Annotated in this window: 13 protein-coding genes and 1 pseudogene; 5 read left to right on the top strand and 9 right to left on the bottom strand. The window is 52.3% G+C overall.

The genetic code is table 11. From position 1 onward, the window contains the following. Positions 1-79: 79 nt before the first annotated feature. The 4 genes from NDA02_RS07790 to NDA02_RS07775 form a co-directional block, all read right to left on the bottom strand. Positions 80-1,195 carry a type IV pilus twitching motility protein PilT gene (locus tag NDA02_RS07790; RefSeq protein WP_190792263.1) on the bottom strand — a complete coding sequence of 372 codons (1,116 nt, stop codon included), beginning with the start codon at positions 1,193-1,195 and terminating at the stop codon, positions 80-82. Between the two features lie 71 nt (positions 1,196-1,266). Beyond that, entirely contained in the window at positions 1,267-3,267 is a 2,001-nt protein-coding gene (locus NDA02_RS07785; RefSeq protein WP_190792262.1) for a GspE/PulE family protein, read from the bottom strand. A gap of 357 nt (positions 3,268-3,624) precedes the next feature. Continuing rightward, entirely contained in the window at positions 3,625-4,134 is a 510-nt protein-coding gene (locus NDA02_RS07780; RefSeq protein ID WP_348247465.1) for a J domain-containing protein, read from the bottom strand. 575 nt (positions 4,135-4,709) lie between these two features. After that, a complete protein-coding gene (locus tag NDA02_RS07775) occupies positions 4,710-5,552 on the bottom strand; it encodes a hypothetical protein (protein WP_190794448.1) in 843 nt (280 codons plus the stop codon). Between the two features lie 133 nt (positions 5,553-5,685). Between NDA02_RS07775 and NDA02_RS07770 the strand changes: the two genes are divergently transcribed. Then, the gene (locus NDA02_RS07770; RefSeq protein ID WP_190794447.1) at positions 5,686-6,759 is read left to right on the top strand and encodes an FAD-dependent oxidoreductase; all 1,074 of its coding nucleotides are present in this window, start codon (positions 5,686-5,688) and stop codon (positions 6,757-6,759) included. 343 nt (positions 6,760-7,102) lie between these two features. Beyond that, positions 7,103-9,739, top strand: coding sequence for an ELWxxDGT repeat protein (locus NDA02_RS07765; protein ID WP_348247466.1), 2,637 nt, complete (start codon positions 7,103-7,105; stop codon positions 9,737-9,739). Between the two features lie 397 nt (positions 9,740-10,136). On the opposite strand, the gene ruvB is transcribed toward NDA02_RS07765, so the two are convergent. Further along, complete coding sequence (gene ruvB / locus NDA02_RS07760) at positions 10,137-11,249, bottom strand: Holliday junction branch migration DNA helicase RuvB (RefSeq protein ID WP_190794445.1); 1,113 nt, start codon at positions 11,247-11,249, stop codon at positions 10,137-10,139. Between the two features lie 192 nt (positions 11,250-11,441). Here ruvB and NDA02_RS07755 point away from each other — a divergent pair, with 192 nt between their 5' ends. After that, positions 11,442-11,966, top strand: coding sequence for a hypothetical protein (locus NDA02_RS07755; RefSeq protein ID WP_348254746.1), 525 nt, complete (start codon positions 11,442-11,444; stop codon positions 11,964-11,966). Between the two features lie 102 nt (positions 11,967-12,068). Beyond that, positions 12,069-12,521, top strand: a complete 453-nt coding sequence (locus NDA02_RS07750) for a hypothetical protein (RefSeq protein ID WP_190794443.1) — start codon at positions 12,069-12,071, stop codon at positions 12,519-12,521. Positions 12,522-12,531: 10 nt separating this feature from the next. On the opposite strand, the gene NDA02_RS07745 is transcribed toward NDA02_RS07750, so the two are convergent. The 4 genes and pseudogenes from NDA02_RS07745 to NDA02_RS07730 all read right to left on the bottom strand — a co-directional run. After that, positions 12,532-13,872, bottom strand: a complete 1,341-nt coding sequence (locus tag NDA02_RS07745; RefSeq protein WP_348254745.1) for an O-antigen ligase family protein — start codon at positions 13,870-13,872, stop codon at positions 12,532-12,534. 9 nt (positions 13,873-13,881) lie between these two features. Beyond that, complete coding sequence (gene wbaP / locus NDA02_RS07740; RefSeq protein ID WP_190794441.1) at positions 13,882-15,324, bottom strand: undecaprenyl-phosphate galactose phosphotransferase WbaP; 1,443 nt, start codon at positions 15,322-15,324, stop codon at positions 13,882-13,884. A gap of 24 nt (positions 15,325-15,348) precedes the next feature. Next, a complete protein-coding gene (locus NDA02_RS07735) occupies positions 15,349-16,482 on the bottom strand; it encodes a glycosyltransferase (RefSeq protein WP_190794440.1) in 1,134 nt (377 codons plus the stop codon). 83 nt (positions 16,483-16,565) lie between these two features. Further along, positions 16,566-17,075: pseudogene (locus NDA02_RS07730) on the bottom strand (M23 family metallopeptidase); the annotation flags it as partial. A gap of 998 nt (positions 17,076-18,073) precedes the next feature. Between NDA02_RS07730 and NDA02_RS07725 the strand changes: the two are divergent. Further along, entirely contained in the window at positions 18,074-20,533 is a 2,460-nt protein-coding gene (locus tag NDA02_RS07725; protein WP_190794439.1) for an adenylate/guanylate cyclase domain-containing protein, read from the top strand. Positions 20,534-20,559 lie beyond the last annotated feature (26 nt).

Genomic DNA, 20,559 nt, shown 5'->3' with positions numbered 1-20,559 from the left:
ATTTGACTGACAGGGGGAGATAATTTGCTAAATCAGGACTGGGGAAAGCCTAGAACGGCCGGGGCATCAAGAAGCGTGATTAGTGAGCCGCAGCCATTCCTGACTTTGCAGATCCCGCAGGCGGCGCACCAATCAATCTCTGAAGTTCATCGGGTCTAGAGGTTTTAGACATGGCAGATTCAAAAGAAATCAACCCAGACTTATACTGATCCGCCAGTACTTTCTCCAGGGTTTGCATTCCCAGCTTACCGCCCGTCTGAATGGCTGAATAAATCTGAGACGTTTTGCCCTCGCGAATCAGGTTTGAAATCGCAGGCGTCACGACCATGATTTCCTGTGCCATGACTCGTCCAAACTCATTGGGTTTAGGATTTTTGCGCGGTACAAGAGTTTGGCTAAAGACCGAGACTAGAGAGTTTGAGAGCTGAACTCTCACCTGCTGCTGCCGCTCGGCCGGAAACACGTCGATAATTCGGTCAACGGTTTGAGCCGCCGAACTGGTGTGCAGCGTTCCAAAAACCAGGTGTCCGGTTTCCGCCGCTGAGATAGCCAGAGAAATGGTGTCTAGATCGCGCATCTCACCGATCAGAATGATATCGGGGTCTTCCCGCAGAGCCGCCTTGAGCGCATTGGCAAAACTCTTGGTGTCCTCGCCGAGCTGGCGCTGGTGAACAATGCTTTTGATTGGCTCATAGACAAACTCGATCGGGTCTTCGATCGTCAGAATATGCTCTGCTCTGGTGCGGTTGATCAGATCGATCATGGCTGCTAGGGTTGTTGTTTTCCCGGAGCCAGTTGGTCCTGTCACCAGGATCAGTCCTCTTGGCTTTTCTGACATCTCGCGCACCACATCTGGCAAGCCCAGCTTATCGAAGTTCGGAATTTTCGAGCTAAGTGCCCGCAAGCAGGCGGCATAGGTTCCCCGGTCTTTGTAGACGTTGACCCGAAACCGCGCCAGTCCCTTCACACCATAGGAGCAGTCCAGCTCCCAGTTTTGCTCCAGGTTTTTGCGCTGGGTATTGTTGAGCATACTGAAGATCAGTCGCTGGCATTGATCTGCGGTCATTGGCTCATCGCCGATCGGAGTTAATTTACCGCTAATTCGGAAGTAGGGCGGAACCCCGGCGGACAGGTGCAAATCAGAGCCACCCATCTCGATGAGCTGTTCCATCAAATCTTCGATCATTAACTCCATGTGGTTATCTCCGTGATTGATGTGCGTCTACTGGCAGGTCTTTGTAATTCAGCCGGGGAAAAGGGCAGCAATTAATCCTGGAAGCGAGGCGTGGTGCAGTAGGGGCAGTCCAGCCACTCGATTTTTAAGTCTGCGGTACAGCAGCGACAGGTCAGAGAAGTTTTGCGTTTTGCCTTTAGCTCTGCTTCCAAACCTGAGTCCGTAAATGTGACCCGCTCAACTTCTTCCAGCGTGGTTGACCCCTGCCGCACCAAATTTAAACTGTAGGCTAGCAGCGTCTTCATTCCTTCTTCGACCGCAGCTTCCTTAATTCGTTCGGTGGGTGCGCCTTCGGTAACCAGGGTCTGGATTCGCTCGGTCACCCGCATCACTTCATAGACCCCGCAGCGTCCCTTGTAGCCCACGCCGTGGCAGGTAGAGCAGAGCGTTCCGGCGACTCTAGCTTGCTGCACTTCCTCATGGCTTAGACTGGTTGCCCGATACAGCATCAAGTCAGGCTCCGCCGAACTCGACAGCCCAAAGCGAGAAAGCTCTTCTGGCGTGGGGTGGTACGCAACCCGGCATTCAGAACAAACGCGACGCATCAGACGCTGTGCCAGGACGCCAATGAGCGAACTGGATACCATAAAGGACTCTACGCCCATTTCTTCCAAACGAGCCACTGCGCTTGCAGCATCGTTGGTGTGCAGCGTGGTTAAAACCAGGTGTCCGGTCAAGGCTGCTTCGATCGCCGTTTTTGCGGTTTCCTTGTCCCGAGTTTCACCCACTAGAATCACATCCGGGTCCTGCCGCAGAAATGCCCGCAGAATGGAGGCAAAATCCATCCCTTTTTCGCGAATCACCTGCACCTGAGTCAGACCGGGAAGCGAGTATTCGATCGGGTCTTCGGCAGTGCTGATGTTAACGCCCGGATCATTTCGCTCTGCCAAAGCCGAGTAGAGCGTTGTTGTTTTTCCTGAACCCGTTGGGCCTGTCACCAGGATCAGTCCGAAGGGACGCGAAACCATTTCTTGAACGATCTGCAGCGTTTCCGGGTCGGTGATTAGCTTGTCGAGTCCGAGCTGAGTTGCCGAGTTGTCCAGAATTCGTAGACAGATTTTCTCGCCGTAGCGACTGGGCAACGTGTTGACCCGAAAATCGACCTTGCGATTGTCGAACAAGCGGCGAATTCTACCGTCCTGCGGCACTCGGCGTTCGGCAATATCCAGGTTCGCCATGATCTTGAAGCGGGCAGTCAGTGCCGGGATGATTTTCTTTGGCAAAGGCTCTAATCCCTGACGCAATACCCCATCTTTGCGAAAGCGAATGCGGAGAAACTCTTCCTGTGGCTCAACGTGAATGTCAGAAATGCCATCCTGCAAGGCTCTCGCCAAAATTTTGTTTGCTAGAGCAACGATCGGTGCAGCCTCCGGGTCTTGAAGTGCTGCATCCAGGTTTGCCTCAGCATCATCAGCGGTGTCTTCCAGATCCAGATATTCCAGGTTTTCGATATCGCCTTTGACATCGACTTTGGACTCCAAATCAAGCTGCTTCTGGCGTTCGACCTGCTGATCCAGGTATTGGGAAATGAGACGCTGATAGTCTTCGGTCGTGATGACCATGCGCTGTAACGCTAAGCCCTGCGGTCGCAAAATGCGGTTCAGGTCGTCCTGCGCTGCTAGGTCATCCGGGTTGACCATTGCCACCAGCACAAAGGGTGGATCATCGCTGCGCGAAAGAGGAATGAATCGATAGCGACGGCACAGATCAACCGGAATGAGCGATTCAATGAGCTGGCCAATCTGGGTGGTATTGATCTGGCTGAGTTCCGGGTCGAGGGACTCAACGCCGTAAAGAATTTTCAGCTCGAAAAGCTGCTGCTTCTTATACTGGCGAATCAGATCGGGCGGTAAAGCCTGACCCGTCAATGTCATCAGCACATCGGTTAGCGGTTTACCCGATTTCCGGCTCTCTACCAGAGCTTGCTGCATTTGCTCAGTATTGACGTAGCCGGACTGAACCAGCTTATTGCTGAACGGGGAAAAGTTGTGCTGGACGACCAGGGCACGCCGCTGCGATGAGGAGTTTGCCATAGGCTGATGCTGAAATCCCTACAAAGCTGAAATCCCTACAAATAAGAGTGTGCCCACAAAAGACACCAGAATTAAACGGTTTGAGATGATCTTGGTAATGATGATCTTGGTAATGCGTAGAGCGGCACAAAAAACCAGAGAGGCATTCTATCGACAAATAAATTTGCCCCGTGCAACTGTCGGCAACAGGGTACGCATTTGCCATACTGATGGTAAAGGGATCTTACCTGGAGCGATCGAATCAGCTTGTGCCCTGGATCACAGTAAGACTGCAAAGCATGCGGACAGTTTCCCTCGAGCCAGTCTTTATAGCATGAGGGCATTGGGGCACAACACCTGCTGAGGATGTGGTGTGGCTCAGGGCAGAAGGGCGAAGAGCAGCGTTCTCAACTGTCCGATCGGCGGGTCGATCATTTGCAGCGCAGATCCACCTCGCGCATAGGCAATGGCAACGGCAATCAGCAGACAACCTGCAAACGTCAAAATCAGGCTAAACAGCGCGAACAGTTCTCCAGCAGACAGGGGGCGATCGGTGGGGTCGAGGTAAGCAGACGATCGATACTTGCGGCCTGCAGAAACAGGACGATTCAGATCGGCAGGCGGCTGAATGACGGTGAAGCGAGAATAACCAATTTTGCGATCGTAGGCAAAGCGTCGGTCGGGATTGCTGAGCGTGGCGTAGGCTTCGTTAAGCTGCTGAAACTGGGCAGTGGCGATCGAAGCGGGCAGGGAAGTTGTGTCGGGATGATAGAGCTTACTGAGATCTCGGAATGCCTGCCGAATTTGCTGCGGAGAAGCAGAAGGATGGAGCTTGAGCAGGTCGTAGTAGGTGGTGGTGCGCTGATTCTCAGATAAGGTTTCTGTCATCGCTTGCTTCCTAAATTCTTTCTTGTTAAATAAGTTTCGGTTCTGAAAGCGACTCTAAAAAGTAACAGCAAAGCAAGTGCCAAACCATAGAGCTAAAGGAAATTCAATTTGCTCTTATTATTCGATTTCTCCTTATGGGGAGAGCAGTGAAGTTAATTCAGGAACTACATCACCATTGAGCGATTCCGCAAATATTTTGTTAGTAAAGTTTCATCAGTCAACGTGGCTTTAAAGATGCGTTTCAAGCGATACGTTGTTTAACCCAAAAATAATTTAACTGGGAATAAAAAGGTTTGGGGAGCCCCAGAAAAAGATAGTCTTTTATCCAGAAGCATCTTCCTCATAAAGCTAACTTGATAAAGCTAACTTGCTCACTAAGCCATCGATGAATCAAGCGATCGCAAACTTTTCTCAAGTCAATCGAGCGACGCGCGCAGACTCCCCACATTTCTTAATGAGTAATTTGTATTCTAGTCGGACTCGTTCTGAACACCCTGAATAAAGCCATCTGAACAAAACCATCTGAAACTGCGATCGCTGCGATTAACGATTCTCTATCGCCAACATACCTTGCTTTAAGCAGGTTGAAAATCTGCCATTCGCGTGAGGCGGATTTGTGCCAGGGTAAAAATGACCGGAATGACACGACTGTAATTAGTTGCGACAGTACGCCATCCCAGATCGGCAAAAAACCACATCCACAACGCAGGACCGACGAACGCCAGCAGGCTACGAGCAGCCCCATATCGAGCCGCGTTAACCGCCATCCCACGGGATGCTACCTGGAGCGCAGCCTGATTTTGGATTTGAGCTGCAACTGCCGCTCCGCCGTGGACGACCGCCTCTTTTGCGACCTGATACGTTGCCCAGTGAATCGCAAACTGCCGGGCTAAAATCTGCAACAGCCAGGGACGAATCATAGAATTGACCGCCAGCGCACTGCCTCCCTTCAGCAGCAGGCCCACCGGATCATTTTGAGGCGATCGAGGCAATTGCTGAGCCAACTGCGATTCATTGACCACCTGCTGAATCTTGCCATTGAGTACCCGTTTTTCTGAGGCAGGCAAATTTTCCCAGGCGCGGTGCAGCAGATACAAAAAAATCTCGGCTTCTAGCTCTTCGGTGGTGAAGCTCTGGGAGTAGGGAAGCTTGAGATAGCGGCAGACCCGTACCAGAATTTGGCGATAGCTGATATCCGACGACTTGCGGCGCAGCACAGTTACACCATCCGCCGCCAGAAACCGAAATCGTTCTTCGATCGCGTCAATCTGCGCTTGGCGGGATTGGCTGCATACTTCGATCGGCTGAGGCGTGTAAACATAGTCAAGCGGATTAAATCGACGGCGAAATAGAATTTCGGTTAGGAGATGGAGTTCTTCGTCGTTTGCCAATTCCAGAGGCACTCTTAATTCGTCCAATGCTCCACCCTCCTCCATCATCCCGTGAACGTAATTTTTGAGAGATTTTTAATCGTAAATTCAGTGGCTATAATTTGACAGCCATTTCCCCATATTCTACTGAAAGATAGAGGATTTCATCCGAGGGACATCAATGGAAAGTGTGGATGTCGCTGTAATTGGGGCAGGACTAGCAGGGTTAACCTGTGCCCAGCAACTTCGGCAAGCAGGCTATCAGGTCATTGTGCTGGAAAAATCACGCGGATTGGGCGGCAGAGCAGCCACCCGACGATTGCTCGACACCTGCGCCGACCACGGGTTGCGTTATCTGGACGAGCAGGGCAACCGATCGCAGGAATTCATCGATCGGCTACTGAGCGCGGGCGTGATAACTCGCTGGACAGAAGTAGCTCATACCCTAAATACCTCTGGGCAGATCAGAGCCGATGCTACACCCTCGCCTCGCTACATTGCACCTGCGGGCATGAGTGCGATCGCAAAAGAGCTGGCGATCGATCTAGATGTGCGGCGAAATCAGCGAGTGGGGTCAATTTTTCCCACCCGGCAGGGCTGGAAATTTACGATCGAAGCTGAGCAGACAATCGCTGCTCCGGTGGTTGCTCGATCGTTGGTAGTTGCCATTCCTGCACCGCAGGCACTCGCCTTACTGGAGCCAATCGCTGATTCCGAAGCGTTCGCTGATTTTGAAGAATTAGAAGAATTAAAAGAAATGCAGCTCAAGCTGCGATCGGTTCAGTTTGACCCCTGCATAACTGCAATTGCCGTTTACCCCGCAGCGCGACTGGCTGACTTACAAGCCGTTGTTTGGAAAGCCCTGACGCTGGAGAGCGATCCGATTTTGAAATGGATTGGGTTAGACAGCAGCAAACGCCCCAACGCTACTCAGCCCGTTTTGGTGCTGCACAGCACTGCTGCTTTTGCAGAACAGATTTTTGATGCGCCGGATCTGCGAGCGATCGGTCAACAGATACTCGATCGGGCTGCCCAGCGGTTAATGCCCTGGTTCAACGCGGCGGAGTTACTTCAGGTTCACCGCTGGCGATATGCATTTGTGAGGCAATTCCTCACCGAATCCTGCCTGATCAGTCGAGTGCCGCTGCCGATCGTCTGCTGTGGGGAATGGTGCGGTGGACAACAGGTAGAAACCGCATTAGCCTCTGGGGCAGCCGCAGCCGTGCAGATTGAGACAATGCTTAATAAGAATTGAGGGGCGATGTCGCTGAACGAATGACGCAGGACGCTCTCAGTGCTTTGGGTTTAATTGTTTTGGGTTTAATCCTGTCCTTTTACTTACCCCGCACCTGACGATTTCTCTCAACTGCTTTACTGCTGCCAAGATGCAATCCGTGAATTCCAGGTTCATCCGCTAACTATCAGCAACCATTACTAATATTGCTCTGTAAAATTACGATCGCTGCTTTTTCCGTATTTTTTGGAGTTCTTTGTTTCTTAATTAAGCAGTTATGAACTGCGAAGCGAATTTGTCAAAGTTATGACAGGTTTATTCGCGGCACGGGGAAAGCTAGGGCAGAAGCAATTGGGCAATCGATATGCAAACAAGAGCCGATCGTGATAGCCAACTGGGCGGAGCAAAACTCCTTGGCTCTTCTGCCAAAGGTTCTCTAAAGCAGAAAACTGACCTGGATGATCTTTATCGCTTTAGCGTTAATGGACGCAGTCGTGTCGACCTTGCACTGACAGGGCTTGCAAAAAAGACCAATGCAAATATCGAGCTATATCGACTGGCGCGCCCGTTGCGTCAAGTTGTCCGCAGCATTGGCAAAATCGACTTTAGACAACTCCGAGGAAATCAGCGACGGGGAAATTTGCAGCTTGTCGGAGCATCCAGACAGGGTGGTAACCGCAATGAACTGATCAGTACAGAACTGGAGTCGGGCGATTACATTGTGCGAGTTACGCAGCGTCAGGGAAACTCTAGCTACCAGCTCAGACTATCCAATACTCTGATTCTGCCTTCCGTGCCTCCGGTTGCGCCAACTGACCCGATTTCGCCTCCTCCGCCAACTGACCCGATTTCGCCTCCTCCGCCAACTGACCCGATTTCGCCTCCTCCGCCAACTGACCCGTCTGTGCCAATCCCGTTGACTATTCCAACCTCAAGTCCGGTTTCAGGTGCAGTGAGCGATACAGCTCAGCAGACGACCTACTCTTTCAGCATTGCAACTAAAGGCGATTATCTGTTTAATCTGGCTGGTTTGACGGGCGATGCCAATTTACAAATTCTGGGTGCAGATCAAACCACGATCGTTAGGACTTCAGCGAATGTAGGCGCGAATCCAGAACAGTTCCTCCAGTCAATGGCTCCGGGCAACTATTTCGTTCGGGTTTATCAAAAAGCTGCGGGGGAAAACTCAAACTATCAGCTCACCATTACCGCCCAGACCGATGGAGTCAGCAATCAGCAGAATCCTGCGACTTTGATTCCCGGACTTGCCGATGCCACATTGACTCGCCGCAACTATGTAGGGAACGGCTTAGCATCTCCCGTAGACTACTATGAATTCACCACACCGTCCAGCGGAGCTCAATTCTTGACGGTGGAAATGGTTGACTTGTTTGACAACCTCGATATCGAGCTTTACGAGAAACCTGCTGATCCCAATGCTGCTCCTGATAAAAACATTGGGCCCTCAAACCGACCGGGAACCAGCGCAGAAATCTTTGGGGGAACGCTGGGCGCAGGTAAAACCTTTATTCTCAAGGTTCTGCCGGGTAAGGTTCTGCCGGGTGAAGAAGCTGGAACTGGCTCAACCTATCGGCTAAATCTTCGCCTCAGCCCCACCCAGTCACTCCCCAGTGTGGCTCGCGATATTGCTTTTGGTAGCTCTGGCTCTAGTGCATCCAACTTAACTGCGGTCGGCGGCTTTGCCTATTTCACCGCAAACGACGGCACGGGTAACGGGCTCTGGATCAGCGACGGAACGCTGGACGGAACCCGAGAACTGGGCAAGTTTAGTGCGATCGGTGAATTTGCTGCTGTGAACAACACGCTTTATTTCACCGCAAACAACGGCGCAACTGGTCTGGAACTATGGCGATCGGATGGAACTGCCGCCGGAACGAAAATCGTTGTGGATAAACTGCCGGGAATCACGAGCTTTAACCCCACCAAGTTTACCGTCGTTAACAACCGTCTCTACTTCTTTGGGCAACCTGGAACCAGTGCCGCGTCGAAAGGTCTGTTCTATGTTGATGCAACGGACACTTCAAGCGACCCGATTAAGGCAGTCGTTGATTCCACTAACAATGTTGCGTTTAACCCGCTGTCATTCAACAATCTGACTGCGTTGGGCAACACGCTTTACTTCACAGGCAGCGAGGGCACGGGGTCAAGTGGCACAGGCAACGAACTGCTGCGGATTCAAAATGCGAACACTTCTACCCTGATCAGTACCGCAAAAGACATCTGGCAAGGAGCCGATCCCTCTAACCCGCAACACCTCACACCCGTTGGCAATAGCCTTTTCTTCCAGGCTCGCGCTCCCCTCAACGGTCCAGCCCAAACCGAACTCTACCGCTTAAATGCAGACGGCACCACGCTCACCGCATTTGATCTGCCTCCAGAACCGCTCAACTCAAATCCGAGCAACCTGTTTGAAATCAACGGAACGCTTTACCTCACAGCAAATGCAGGTAATACTGGCATAGAGCTATGGGCACTGCAAAATGCTGAAACGGCAGTAGGTTCGCAGGCTGCTACACCGCAGATTCCTGTGCGGGTACGCGATATTAATCCGGCTGGCCCATCGAGTCCGTCTAACTTTGTAAATCTGAACGGAACGCTTTACTTCATTGCAGACGATGGCACAGGGAAATCGCTCTGGCGGACAAAGACTGAAACCACGAATGGACAAACAGCAATTACCGCAGAGAAAGTGTCTACGGTTAACAGCAAATTCAATGGCGTAACGGATATCAAGAATTTGACTGTCGTGGGTCAGGGTACGGCAGCGCGGCTCTACTTTGTGGCAACTCAAAATAACGACACAGAAGTTTGGTTTAGCGATGGCACCGCAGCCGGAACGGGCTTCTTCGATGTCAATAGTACGGGGTCATCCACTCCGGGGCAGCTCACCAACATTAATGGTCGCCTTTTCTTTATTGCCTCGACAAACGAGCGCGGTGCAGAGCTCTGGAGTTTTTCTGGAATTCCTGTTCCGTCCTAGCCTGCCAAAGTTGTACCCCTGTTGTAGCTAGACTTTTATTTCTACTGCATTTCCACAGTCATACTCAAAAGTGATACTTAAAAGGGAGGTGAGCTTCGATCGCTGATCTCCCTTTTTAATTTAATAAACTTGCTTGGAAAATTGCGTTTCATCCGTAATGGTAAGCGCGATCGCGATCATCGTGTTTCCCGCATGAATCAGAGGAATTGTGCCAGTTGGGGACAGAGGGATTGCAAAAGCGGAATGGGTATAGCAGAACCCTGCCCAGAATTGACCCGCGGGGGGAGACGGTTCGAGCAGTAATTAATGACTTTTCTAAACTGCCTCTAGCATCACAAGCTAAACAGCCGTTATTTAATGCCCATATTTAGTACACAGGCAATAGAGTTTGCTTCTCTTACCGCAGAAACGCCATTTGTTGACTCGGCGGCTCGTAGCCCAGATGCTTCCAGGCCGCAGGGGTAGCAATTCGTCCGCGTGAGGTGCGCTGAAGGTAGCCGATTTGCAGCAGGTAGGGTTCGTAAACTTCTTCGATCGTCTGAGCGTCCTCTCCTGTCGCAGCAGCCAGCGTTTCCAGGCCCACCGGACGACCCGCAAAATTTTCGATCATCACGGTCAGCAGACGGCGATCGGTCAGGTCTAATCCGCAGGGATCGACCTTGAATAGTTCCAGCGCATCGGCGGCAAGGGGTTGATCGATCGTGGCTCCTTTGGCTCTGACTTCCACAAAATCTCGCACGCGGCGCAGTAACCGATTGGCGATTCGGGGTGTGCCTCTGGCGCGGCGGGCAATTTCGCTGGCTCCCGCTTCAGTGGTGGGAGTGTTGAGAAGCTGGGCGGTTCGCAAAACAATTTGCGTCAGTTCGTCTAGCTCGTAAAACTGGAGCCGCTGGATAATGCCGAAGCGATCGCGTAGTGGCGAGGAAAGTGCCCCCACCCTGGTCGTTGCTCCGATTAGCGTAAACCGATGCAGCGGAATGCTTCGCATCCGGGCACTTTGTCCTTTGCCGACGGTGATATCTAGTCGGAAGTCTTCCATTGCCGGATAGAGAATTTCTTCGGTGACTCTGGGCAATCGGTGAATTTCGTCGATAAACAACACGTCGCCCGGTTTCAGCGTCACCAGTAGCCCAGCGATATCACGTGGACGTTCCAAAGCCGGAGCGGTAGTAATTTTGCACTCCACACCCATTTCTGCCGCCAGAATCAGCGACATTGTAGTTTTGCCCAATCCGGGCGGACCGTAAAGCAGCAGATGATCCAGTGCCTCTTGCCGTGCCTGAGCCGCTTTAATCGCAATCTCCAGCACTTCCTTCAGTGCCTTTTGTCCCACGTATTCTTTGAGCTTTTGGGGACGCAGGGTTTCTTCTTGCCGACCCGCTTCTTCTAGGCTGGCACTGGGCTGAAGCAGGTCATCCGGGGCAGCGACGACTCTGCCTCGGGTTTTGCCATTCGAGCCACCCGGCTTTGGGCTGTCTGGTGAAGGTTGCTTAGAGGAAATAATTGCCATAGGGCGAACTGCTGCTATCCGAGGGACACGCTGGATTTAGTACATCTGGACTATTCCAGGCTTGACTGAATTCTATAGCGTTTTTAACAAAGTGAGAGAGGCTTTTCGCTAAATCTGCGGCATACCAATGTCTGCGGCATACAATGAAAGCTCCTGAGTGAGAAAGTTCCCGACTGATGAGGAAGCAACCCTATGCTAGCCGTTCCTGCCAATATTTCCTTTCAGCAAGCGATCGAGCTAACTCAAGCTTTAGTGTCTCGCATGGAACAGGGTACACTATCTGACGCTGAAATTGCACAGACAATTGCGGCTTTGGTTCAGACGGTAGACGGCGCACGCGGCTTTTTTGTGGGGTATCTGACGGACGATCGCTCCCTTGCCGACCATCCAACCGAAGCAGTAATCAGTGCCCTGCGAACGTCACCTGAAGTCGCTGCTGATTTGCTGGTGAAAAACCTGGCAATGTCCACCGCGGTGGCAATCACTCACCGTCGTAATGACAATTTAGATATGGCGCAGGGATCGGACCGGGTTCGATCGCGTACAACCGCCTTAATTCAAAAGCTTCAGCTTCCTGAAATTGAGCAAAAGGCGAAACAGCTCCGGGCAGCTACGGAAACGGGCGGCGGGGAGTATGAGGATTTTTTGAATCGATGGAAGTATGACGCAGAGCAGCGGTTGGCGATTCGGGAGGCGATCGAGCAGGTGTCGGAGTAGATGGGTGAATGGCTGGATGAGCGAGGAGATGAGGGGACAGGGTGTGGGGTGCGGCTTTAAACGACCTTTGTTAGATCGGCGGGTTAGGTCGGGGAGCAGAGAATGGACTGGACGCAGGGATTGGGGAATCGGGCAGTTGAAGGGTTTTGGCGATCGCTGATTGCGCCGATTCAGGAATGGCTCGATCAGTATCCGTGGCTAGAATGGCTGTTGCAGCATCCGTTGTGGCTAGTGGGGCTGTTTGTGCTGGTCGTTTTTTTGTTTGCCGGGCTGCTTCAGGCGATCGGGCGGCTGACGGAGAACATTTGGCTGACGCTGCTGGGGCTGCCATTTCGCTTGATAGGCTGGGTGGTCGTGGGGTTGGTTTGGCTGGTGCGGTTTGTCTTTGGCAAGCGTCCGTCGGAAGTGAAACCAATCTCAGAAGTGGAGTTAGCTGAAGTGAAGCCCGAAAATCGGCTGCAAGAATTGCTCGCTCGGCTAGATGCGATTCGCTCTGAAGAGGAAGCTTTGCTGCGGGAAGTAAAAGAGATTTTAGCGGCGAAGGAGGACAAGTAGGGGCACTCGATCAGGATTGGGATGCAGGATTGCTTTTGGGGATAAGCGTGTAAAGCCCGCCCAGGGCCAGCCAGTTGAGCAAGTTTACGCGGATGTCGTGATAGGTGACATCAAACAGGGCAAAGACACTGAAGGCGAGCACTGCCAGTAGATAGCCTGTGAGCAAGGCTTGACGGTTCGATCGAATCAGGTTTGGATCTTTTGCCGCGTCTGAGAAGATTGCCCGTCCTGCCCGAAAGCATAGCCAGCCAATAAACAGGGTGAATCCGATCGCCAGGGGAAACCCCGCTTCACTCGTCAGCAACAGCCAGAAATTGTGAGGATGAGTTGCATCGGCGCATTCGACCGGAATCACACGATAAACGCGACGCTGAGCCACGCATTCAGGGAACTGAGCCAGCAGGCGATCGACATACAAAAACTTAAAGTTGCCCAGCCCCCAGCCGAGCCAGGAGCGATCGTGAATCAGTCCGCCTGCGATTTGCCAAATCCGTAAGCGGGAGTCATCGAGCCAGGTCAGGGAAAGCGATCGTCCGCCAATGCCAAAGCCGATCGCGCCTGCCATGATTCCGGTGAGGCTAATCAGTCCAGCCATCAGGACAATTCGATTCGATCGATTCAGAATGCTATAGACCAGAATTAGCAGAATGGCGATTAGCAGACCGTTGCGAGAACCCGAACTGAAGATGCCGAGCAGCGTGGAGTAAGTGCCGACATACAGCAGCCGTTGGCGGAGGGACGGCAATCGAGGCGGCGCAGTTTCTCCTGGAGAGCTATCAGGTTTGAATGACTGGCGAACGCTTTGGTAATACAACACCCCCAGCCCCAACGCTAGAATCACGACCAGATAAACCGCCAACGAATTCGGGTGATTAAACATCAGCATTGCCCGACCTGCATGAGGCGCAGAGCGTATCCAACGCACAAAGGGAATTCGACGCAGCGATCGGGGTAATCCGTCTGCCTTGAGAACCGCCTCGACACCGGCATAAAGATTAATCGGAATCGTGGCAATGACCCAATCTGTCGTTAGGAGTGCTAACCGCTCTGCGTTCTTAAAAAAGTGGGGCAAGACGGCAAACAGCAGAAAAAAGGGCAGAAAGTGAATGAGCTGGAGGAAGGCTTCGCCGCGATCGTAGGCAAGCAAAGAACTGAGCATCAGCAGCCCACTCAAAATTAGTAAACTGTTGCGCGTTGGACGATCGATGGCTGATTTACCGTGAGTCAGCGCGTAGCCCATTGAGGCAGCAATGCCCGCCATGCTGATCACATACAGGTATAGAAAACCAGCCAGCGACCCGCGAAAAATGCGATCGAACAAACGGTTCTGCGAGGAAGGCGTTTCGGTCATTCGTTCAGTCTAGTAGGCTCCTTCCCCAGTCACCACGACCCAGATCGTCCGCGCCAGAATGTAGACATCGAGCCAGACCGACCAGTTTCGCACGTAGTAGGCATCAAGGCTGACCCGCTCTTCGTAAGTAATGTTATTGCGTCCCGATACTTGCCAGAGTCCGGTGAGCCCGGGGACGACTTTGGTATAAAGAGAGAATTTGTCTTTATAGCGTGGAATTTCTTCTTCAACGATCGGGCGAGGTCCAACCAAGCTCATTTCGCCTCGCAGGATATTCCAGAGTTGGGGCAGTTCGTCCAGGCTCGTGCGGCGCAAAAACCGTCCCACCCGAGTGACACGCGGGTCATAGCGCAATTTCTGATCGCGCTGCCATGCCTCGTTCATTTCAGGATGGGCTTCCAGGTAGTCCTTTAAAACCCGATCGGCGTTCTGAACCATTGTGCGAAACTTCCAGGCTTTGAACTCCTCTCCACGCTGACCGAGACGAGTCTGCCCATAAAAGATGGGTCCCGGTGAGTCGAGCTTGATCAACAGCGCAATGATCACAATCATCGGCAGCAGAATAAACCCGCCTAGCAGTGTGGCAATCAGATCGATCAAAAACTTGGCAAATCTGGGTCCGGGCAACAACAATCGCTGCCGCACTTCCAGCCCCAAAACGCCGCCCATGTCTTTTGCCGAAACCCACAGACTTGCAAACTCAAACAGGTCAGGAATAATCAGCAAATGGGCAAAGCCGCTGCCGTATTGCTCAATCACATATAGCAGCCGATGTCGTGCCACTCCAGGCATCGCCACGATCGCATAAGGAATATGTCGTTTGCGTGCCAGCTTAGGAGCCAGTGCCATTCCACCAATTACCGGAACGCCGTGCAGCAAACCATGCTTTTGCGGGTCGTCGTCCAGCACCAGGACAGGCTTCAGACCGATTCCGGGACGACGCTTCAGCGTCCGAATCACCATTTCCCCGGTTTTGCCTGCCCCCAGCACCACGACCGGATAGCCCCACCAAGGCTGTGGCGCAAAGATCGATCGCACCAGGCCGCGACACAGGGGAACCAGCACCAGCGAAAACATCCAGCCCAGCACAAACACGCCCCGGTCATATACTTCGCCTTCGCGCTGCATAAACAGGGTGGCTGCCAATGCCAGATAAATTAGCGTGGTAGACAGACTGAGCCAGCGCATTTCATCCACTGGGCTGATCGCAACCGCCGGATACAAGCCGATCGTTGCATAAGCCAGCACAAATAGCCCCAGCGTCGGAAAGAGCTGCCAGTAGAGGGTAGGCTGCAACTGTCCTTCTAGAAATAAATGCAGGTAGACGCTCAGTATTGCTGCAAAGCAGAGTGCCAGCACGTCTGAGGCAATCATCAGCGCAAACGTGGGTAACGATCGCGTCGAGAGCGATAGCGTCACTAAGGCAGGTCGTAACGTTCGGTTTAACTGCATTGCAATCGATTACTCCTCACGTCACTACTCTAGGGCATCTCCTGCTGAATCTTGCTGAAAATCTGACCATTTTTGCGCTACATACTCAGAAAATGCCTGACGAAAGCGATCGGTTGAGAAACGATCGGCATTTTGCTGTAAATCAGCAATCTCAAACGCAAATTTGCCCGATTCAAACAGACGCACGGCTGTCATTAAGCTTTCGACCGTTTGTTCAGCAAACAAAATCCCGGTTTTGCCTGGAATCACCGTTTCGACCGCTCCCCCTTTACCGTAGGCGATCACGGGTGCGCCTGCCGCCTGTGCCTCAACCAGCGAAATGCCAAAATCTTCTGCCGCCGCATAAACAAACGCCCTGCATCGTTGCATATAGTGGACGATCGCTTCCTCCGATTGGTGTCCTAAAATTTCAACATTTCTGCCTGCGATCGCCCGGAGCTGTTTTTCGCCCGCTCCGCCCCCGATGACCACAAGCGGCAAGCCCAGACGGGTAAACGCCTCCACAATTACATCCACTCGCTTGTAGGGCACAAACCGGGACAAGGTGAAGTAAAAATCTTCTCTTTGGGACGGGGCACGAAATCGATCGATCGCGACGGGCGGATAAATCACGTCTGCCTGCCGCCGATAGGTTTTCCGGATCCGCTGCGCCACATAGCGCGAATTGGCAATAAAGTGATCGACCCGGTTAGCAGTCGCCAGATCCCACAGTCTGAGATAATGCAGCGTCAGGTTAGCAACTCCCGCCTTGACTCCCCTTTTCAGGTTTGCGCCTTGAAGATACTGCTGCTGCAAATCCCAGGCATAGCGGACGGGCGTATGCACATAAGACAAATGAAGCTGATCGGGGCGCGTTAAAACGCCTTTCGCCACTGCATGATTGCTAGAAAAAATTAAATCGTAATTGGATAAATCAAACTGCTCGATCGCCAGAGGCATCAGGGGTAAATATTGCCGGAAGTGAGGATTGGCAAACGGAAGACGCTGGATAAACGAGGTCTTAACCGACTTGTTGCGAATAAAATACCGCAAATCTTCCGGCAGAAATTCGACCAGGCTAAATAAATCTGCCTCTGGATAGAGACTCAAAATCTGCTCGACGACTCGCTCCGATCCAGCGTGAGTCACTAGCCATTCATGCACGATCGCAACTTTCACTGCTGCCTCCCACCCCGACGCTCTGTTTAAAAATTGTCCCAGGTTGAAGGAGGTTTCAACAAGTTTTGTTGCTTTTCGATCGATTACTGCATGCCCTGACGGCTGACGCTGGCTGCCTGCTGCTGATTGGCATACATTGCCCGAATTACAAGAGCCGGATCGACCCAATTGCTATCGTATTTCAAGCCCCAGTGCAGATGCGGCCCAGTGGTGCGTCCGGTCATGCCGACTCGTCCGATTCGGTCTCCTGCGCCGATGGTTTGACCCAGCTTGATTTGTAGTCCACCTTCGCGATCGAGCAAGTAGCGTCCGCTGCCGTCTTCTTCGACGTGACCTTGCATGTGACAGTAAATGTGCGTCCAGGGTCCAGATTCCACCACCACCGAACTGCCACAGTTGGTATTGTCGGTGACTTCAACCACTTTGCCCGCCCACCAATTGCGAATATAGCTGCCTTCGGGAGCTGCCAGATCTAGCCCGTAGTGAAACTCCTGGCTGTAGCCACCCGTTGCAGACTGCCGATAGCCAAAAGGCGACGTATAAGCCTGGAAATTTTCGACCGGAAACGATGCGCCGTACCAGTTGCCCGTGGCGATCTGCTGCGGATTGACCTGAGCGACCTGCTGCGGTTCCCTAGCCGAGTTCAGGGCGATCACCCCTTTGGAGGACTGCGAAGCCGACTGCGATTGCGATCGGGACTGTGGCTGGGGTGATTGCGACTGCGATTGCGCGACTGTTGAACCCGAAGCAGGTCGCACCTCAAAATTTAGGGCAGTTTCCTGCGAGGGAGGAGCCGGAATTTGAATGGCAGGGGTGCGATTGTCTAAAGCAACATTCGGCTGATTGCTCAAGTCCCAAGCGTTGACCATTTTTTCGCCAAACTGGAGGGCGATCAGGGTACAGAGGCTAATTCCTGCCAGCAGAAAGAACCTGGCATAGCGTTTAACTGTTTTCTGCGTCATTTTTCTGCGTCATCAACTTTCTGCAATCTGGTCTGCAATCTGGATCTGCAAGGGCTTCCGGCACAGGGGGCTGGAATGGGTCAAAAATTCACGCACAAGGAAAAAGTTTCGATCGATCGCCTTTCAGCACATTCAGGCGGAAACGACTGCGATCGGTAAAATCCGAAGCGTCAACACAGTACCTTAGCAAAAATTGATTTCCGATGACACTAAAAGCTTAATCAGCCCCTAAAACTTTAAAGGCAGAAATCAAAGCAGAAATCAACTTAAGTGCTAGATGTGAGCATTGGCTCCGGTAAACAACGCTAGACTTGACTGGCTTTTACAAAGAATAGACAGATTTTGACAAATTTTCCAGAGGTTGAGCAAGGTTGAAGCCGGTTGATTATTGCGACTGCCGTAACCCGATCGCTCGAATCACTCCGGTCGCAAATAAAGTCTTAGTGAACTCAGGGGATCTTCGGTTGACTGTCATCCAACAAAGAGGATTAATCAGTATGGATACGAACAGTTACTTAAAGCAAAAGAAAAGTAAAATTTTCCTTAAGTAGTTTTACAAGTAATTCTAGCTTTACAAGTAATTTGACGTTTTGCCTTTTCCCGCACCGCTGTGGTGATTAATAATGGTCATGAGTGACGTTTCCCCCAGCTTACTGACTGCCCTCGCTCAGGTCGATCGGGCGCACGGGCTAACCGAGCGGATGCAGGCATTGCCCCTGGAGCAATTCCAAAAGCTTCTGGAGCGCATTACTGGGGAGTTTCAGCACTTTCTCAAGGCAATCGAGCTAATCAACGACGAAACGCTAGAAACGCTGCTGGAGCAAATTCTAGAAGCATTTACGCTGAAGATCGGGCAGCTTCTAAACGCAGACCGCACCACCATTTTTCTGGTTGATCGAGAGAAGGAGCAGCTCTGGTCAAAAGTTGCTCAGGGCGCAGACGGAGAGCTGATCGAGATCCGCGTTCCCCTACGAGCTGGGATTGCAGGTCAGGTGGCAGTGACCGGAGAATGCCTCAATATCCCTGATGCCTACGAACATCCGCTGTTTAACCCCGAAGTCGATCGCCAGACCGGATACCGCACCCGCACTATTCTCTGTATGCCCGTGCTGAGCATGAGCGGTCAGGTGGTTGCTGTTGTGCAGCTCCTCAATAAGCAAAGCGACGCTCCATTTGATGCTCAGGACGAACGTCTGTTTGGCGAGTTTGCTAAATCAATAGGCATTATTCTCGAAAGCTGTAATTCTTTCTACATCGCAGCTCGAAATCAGCGCGGCGTATCAGCTTTGCTGAAGGCAACTTCTTCGCTAGGGCAAAGCCTCGACCTCGAAAAAACCCTGCGCGTTGTCATGACCGAAGCCCGCATCCTGATGCAGGCAGACCGCAGTACCCTGTTTTTGCTCGATCGCGAAAGCAACGAACTCTGGTCAAAGGTAGCAAAAGCAGACGGCGAAACCCTACTCGAAATTCGCATTCCAGCCGATCGGGGGATCGTGGGTTTTGTTGCCTCCACCGGACAATCGCTCAACGTTCCCAATGCCTACGAAGATCCCCGGTTTGATTCCACCGTCGATCGTCAGACCGGATACCGCACCCGTACCATTCTCTGTATGCCCGTCTATAACTCTGAGGGCAAACTGATTGGTGTAACTCAGCTCATCAACAAACTCCAGGGCACGTTTAACGCCTCAGACGAAAAGTTTATGCAGGCGTTCAATATTCAAGCCGGGGTCGCGCTGGAAAACGCCCAACTCTTCGAGCGAGTGCTGCTGGAAAAGCAATATCAAAAAGACATTTTGCAGAGCCTTTCGGATGCGGTGATTTCAACCAATACTAAAGGCGAAGTTGTCACAATTAACGAGGCAGCTCTGCGACTACTGGGCTGTGGTGCTCCTAAGCAGGAATCCGCCCAGAGCGATCGATCGCGGCAAAACCATGAACGGCAGGAACACCAGGCATGGCAGCAACGGTTGAGTGGTCAGCTCGTCTGGGAGGTTGTGCCGATCGATCACCTTCAGATGCGCCTGCACGATAGCCTCACCTACGGAGCGAAGCACTACGTCCCCGAACAAACGCTGAACCTGGGCAATAGCCCGTTCTGGCAACAGTTTGAATCACAGGGGCATCAGCCGATCGAACACAGCATTAATTTAACAGTGAATCCGCTCACTAACCCGGAAGGACAGGTGCGGGGCGGGCTAATTGTGCTGGAAGACATCAGCCAGGAAAAGCGCATGAAGGCAACGATGTATCGCTACATGACGCCGAGCGTGGCAGAACGAGTAATCACGCTGGGCGAAAACGCGCTGCTGGGTGGCGAACGCAAAGAAGTCACAATCCTCTTCTCGGACATTCGGGGCTATACCTCCCTGACTGAAAAGATGGAGGCGGCTGCAGTGGTGTCGCTGCTAAACCACTACTTTGAGACGATGGTGGAAGCGGTGTTTAACTTTGAAGGCACACTCGATAAATTTATTGGCGATGCGCTGATGGCCGTGTTTGGCGCACCCCTGCCGATCGAAAACCATGCCTGGAAAGCTGTTCAGTCTGCCCTCGATATGCGCCGACGACTGGCAGAGTTGAACCGCGCTCGCACTCAAGCAGGGAATCCGCCCCTCCGCATTGGCATTGGCATCAGCTCTGGGGAAGTCGTTTCGGGCAGCATTGGCTCCCAACGCTTGATGAATTACACGGTCATCGGCGACGGCGTGGATGTCAGCTCTCGTCTAGAAGGAACCACGAAAGAATACGGCTGCGATATTATCCTCAGCGAATACACCTATCGCCTCTGCGCGGATAAAATCTGGGCACGCGAACTCGATCGGATTCGGGTAAAAGGCAAAACCAAACCTGTTTTGATCTACGAGCTGTTAGGCGATCGGCGATCGCCCCTTGATACCAACACACAGGAATTTCTGCATTTTTATCAGGCAGGGCGCACTGCCTACAGCAACGGCTGCTTTGGACAGGCGATCGACTACTTTAGACACGCAAAACGGCTGAGGAGCTTTGATCCGGCAACCGATTTATATCTGCAGCGATCGCAAAAACACTTGACCAACCCCTCCGCAGCCTGGGAAGCGGGCTAAAGCTCGTTTGGGGAAGAATGCTCTTT

This window comes from Leptolyngbya sp. ST-U4, assembly GCF_039962215.1.
Taxonomy (GTDB): domain Bacteria; phylum Cyanobacteriota; class Cyanobacteriia; order Elainellales; family Elainellaceae; genus Leptolyngbya_A.
This window is presented reverse-complemented; position numbering and strand designations above follow the sequence as displayed.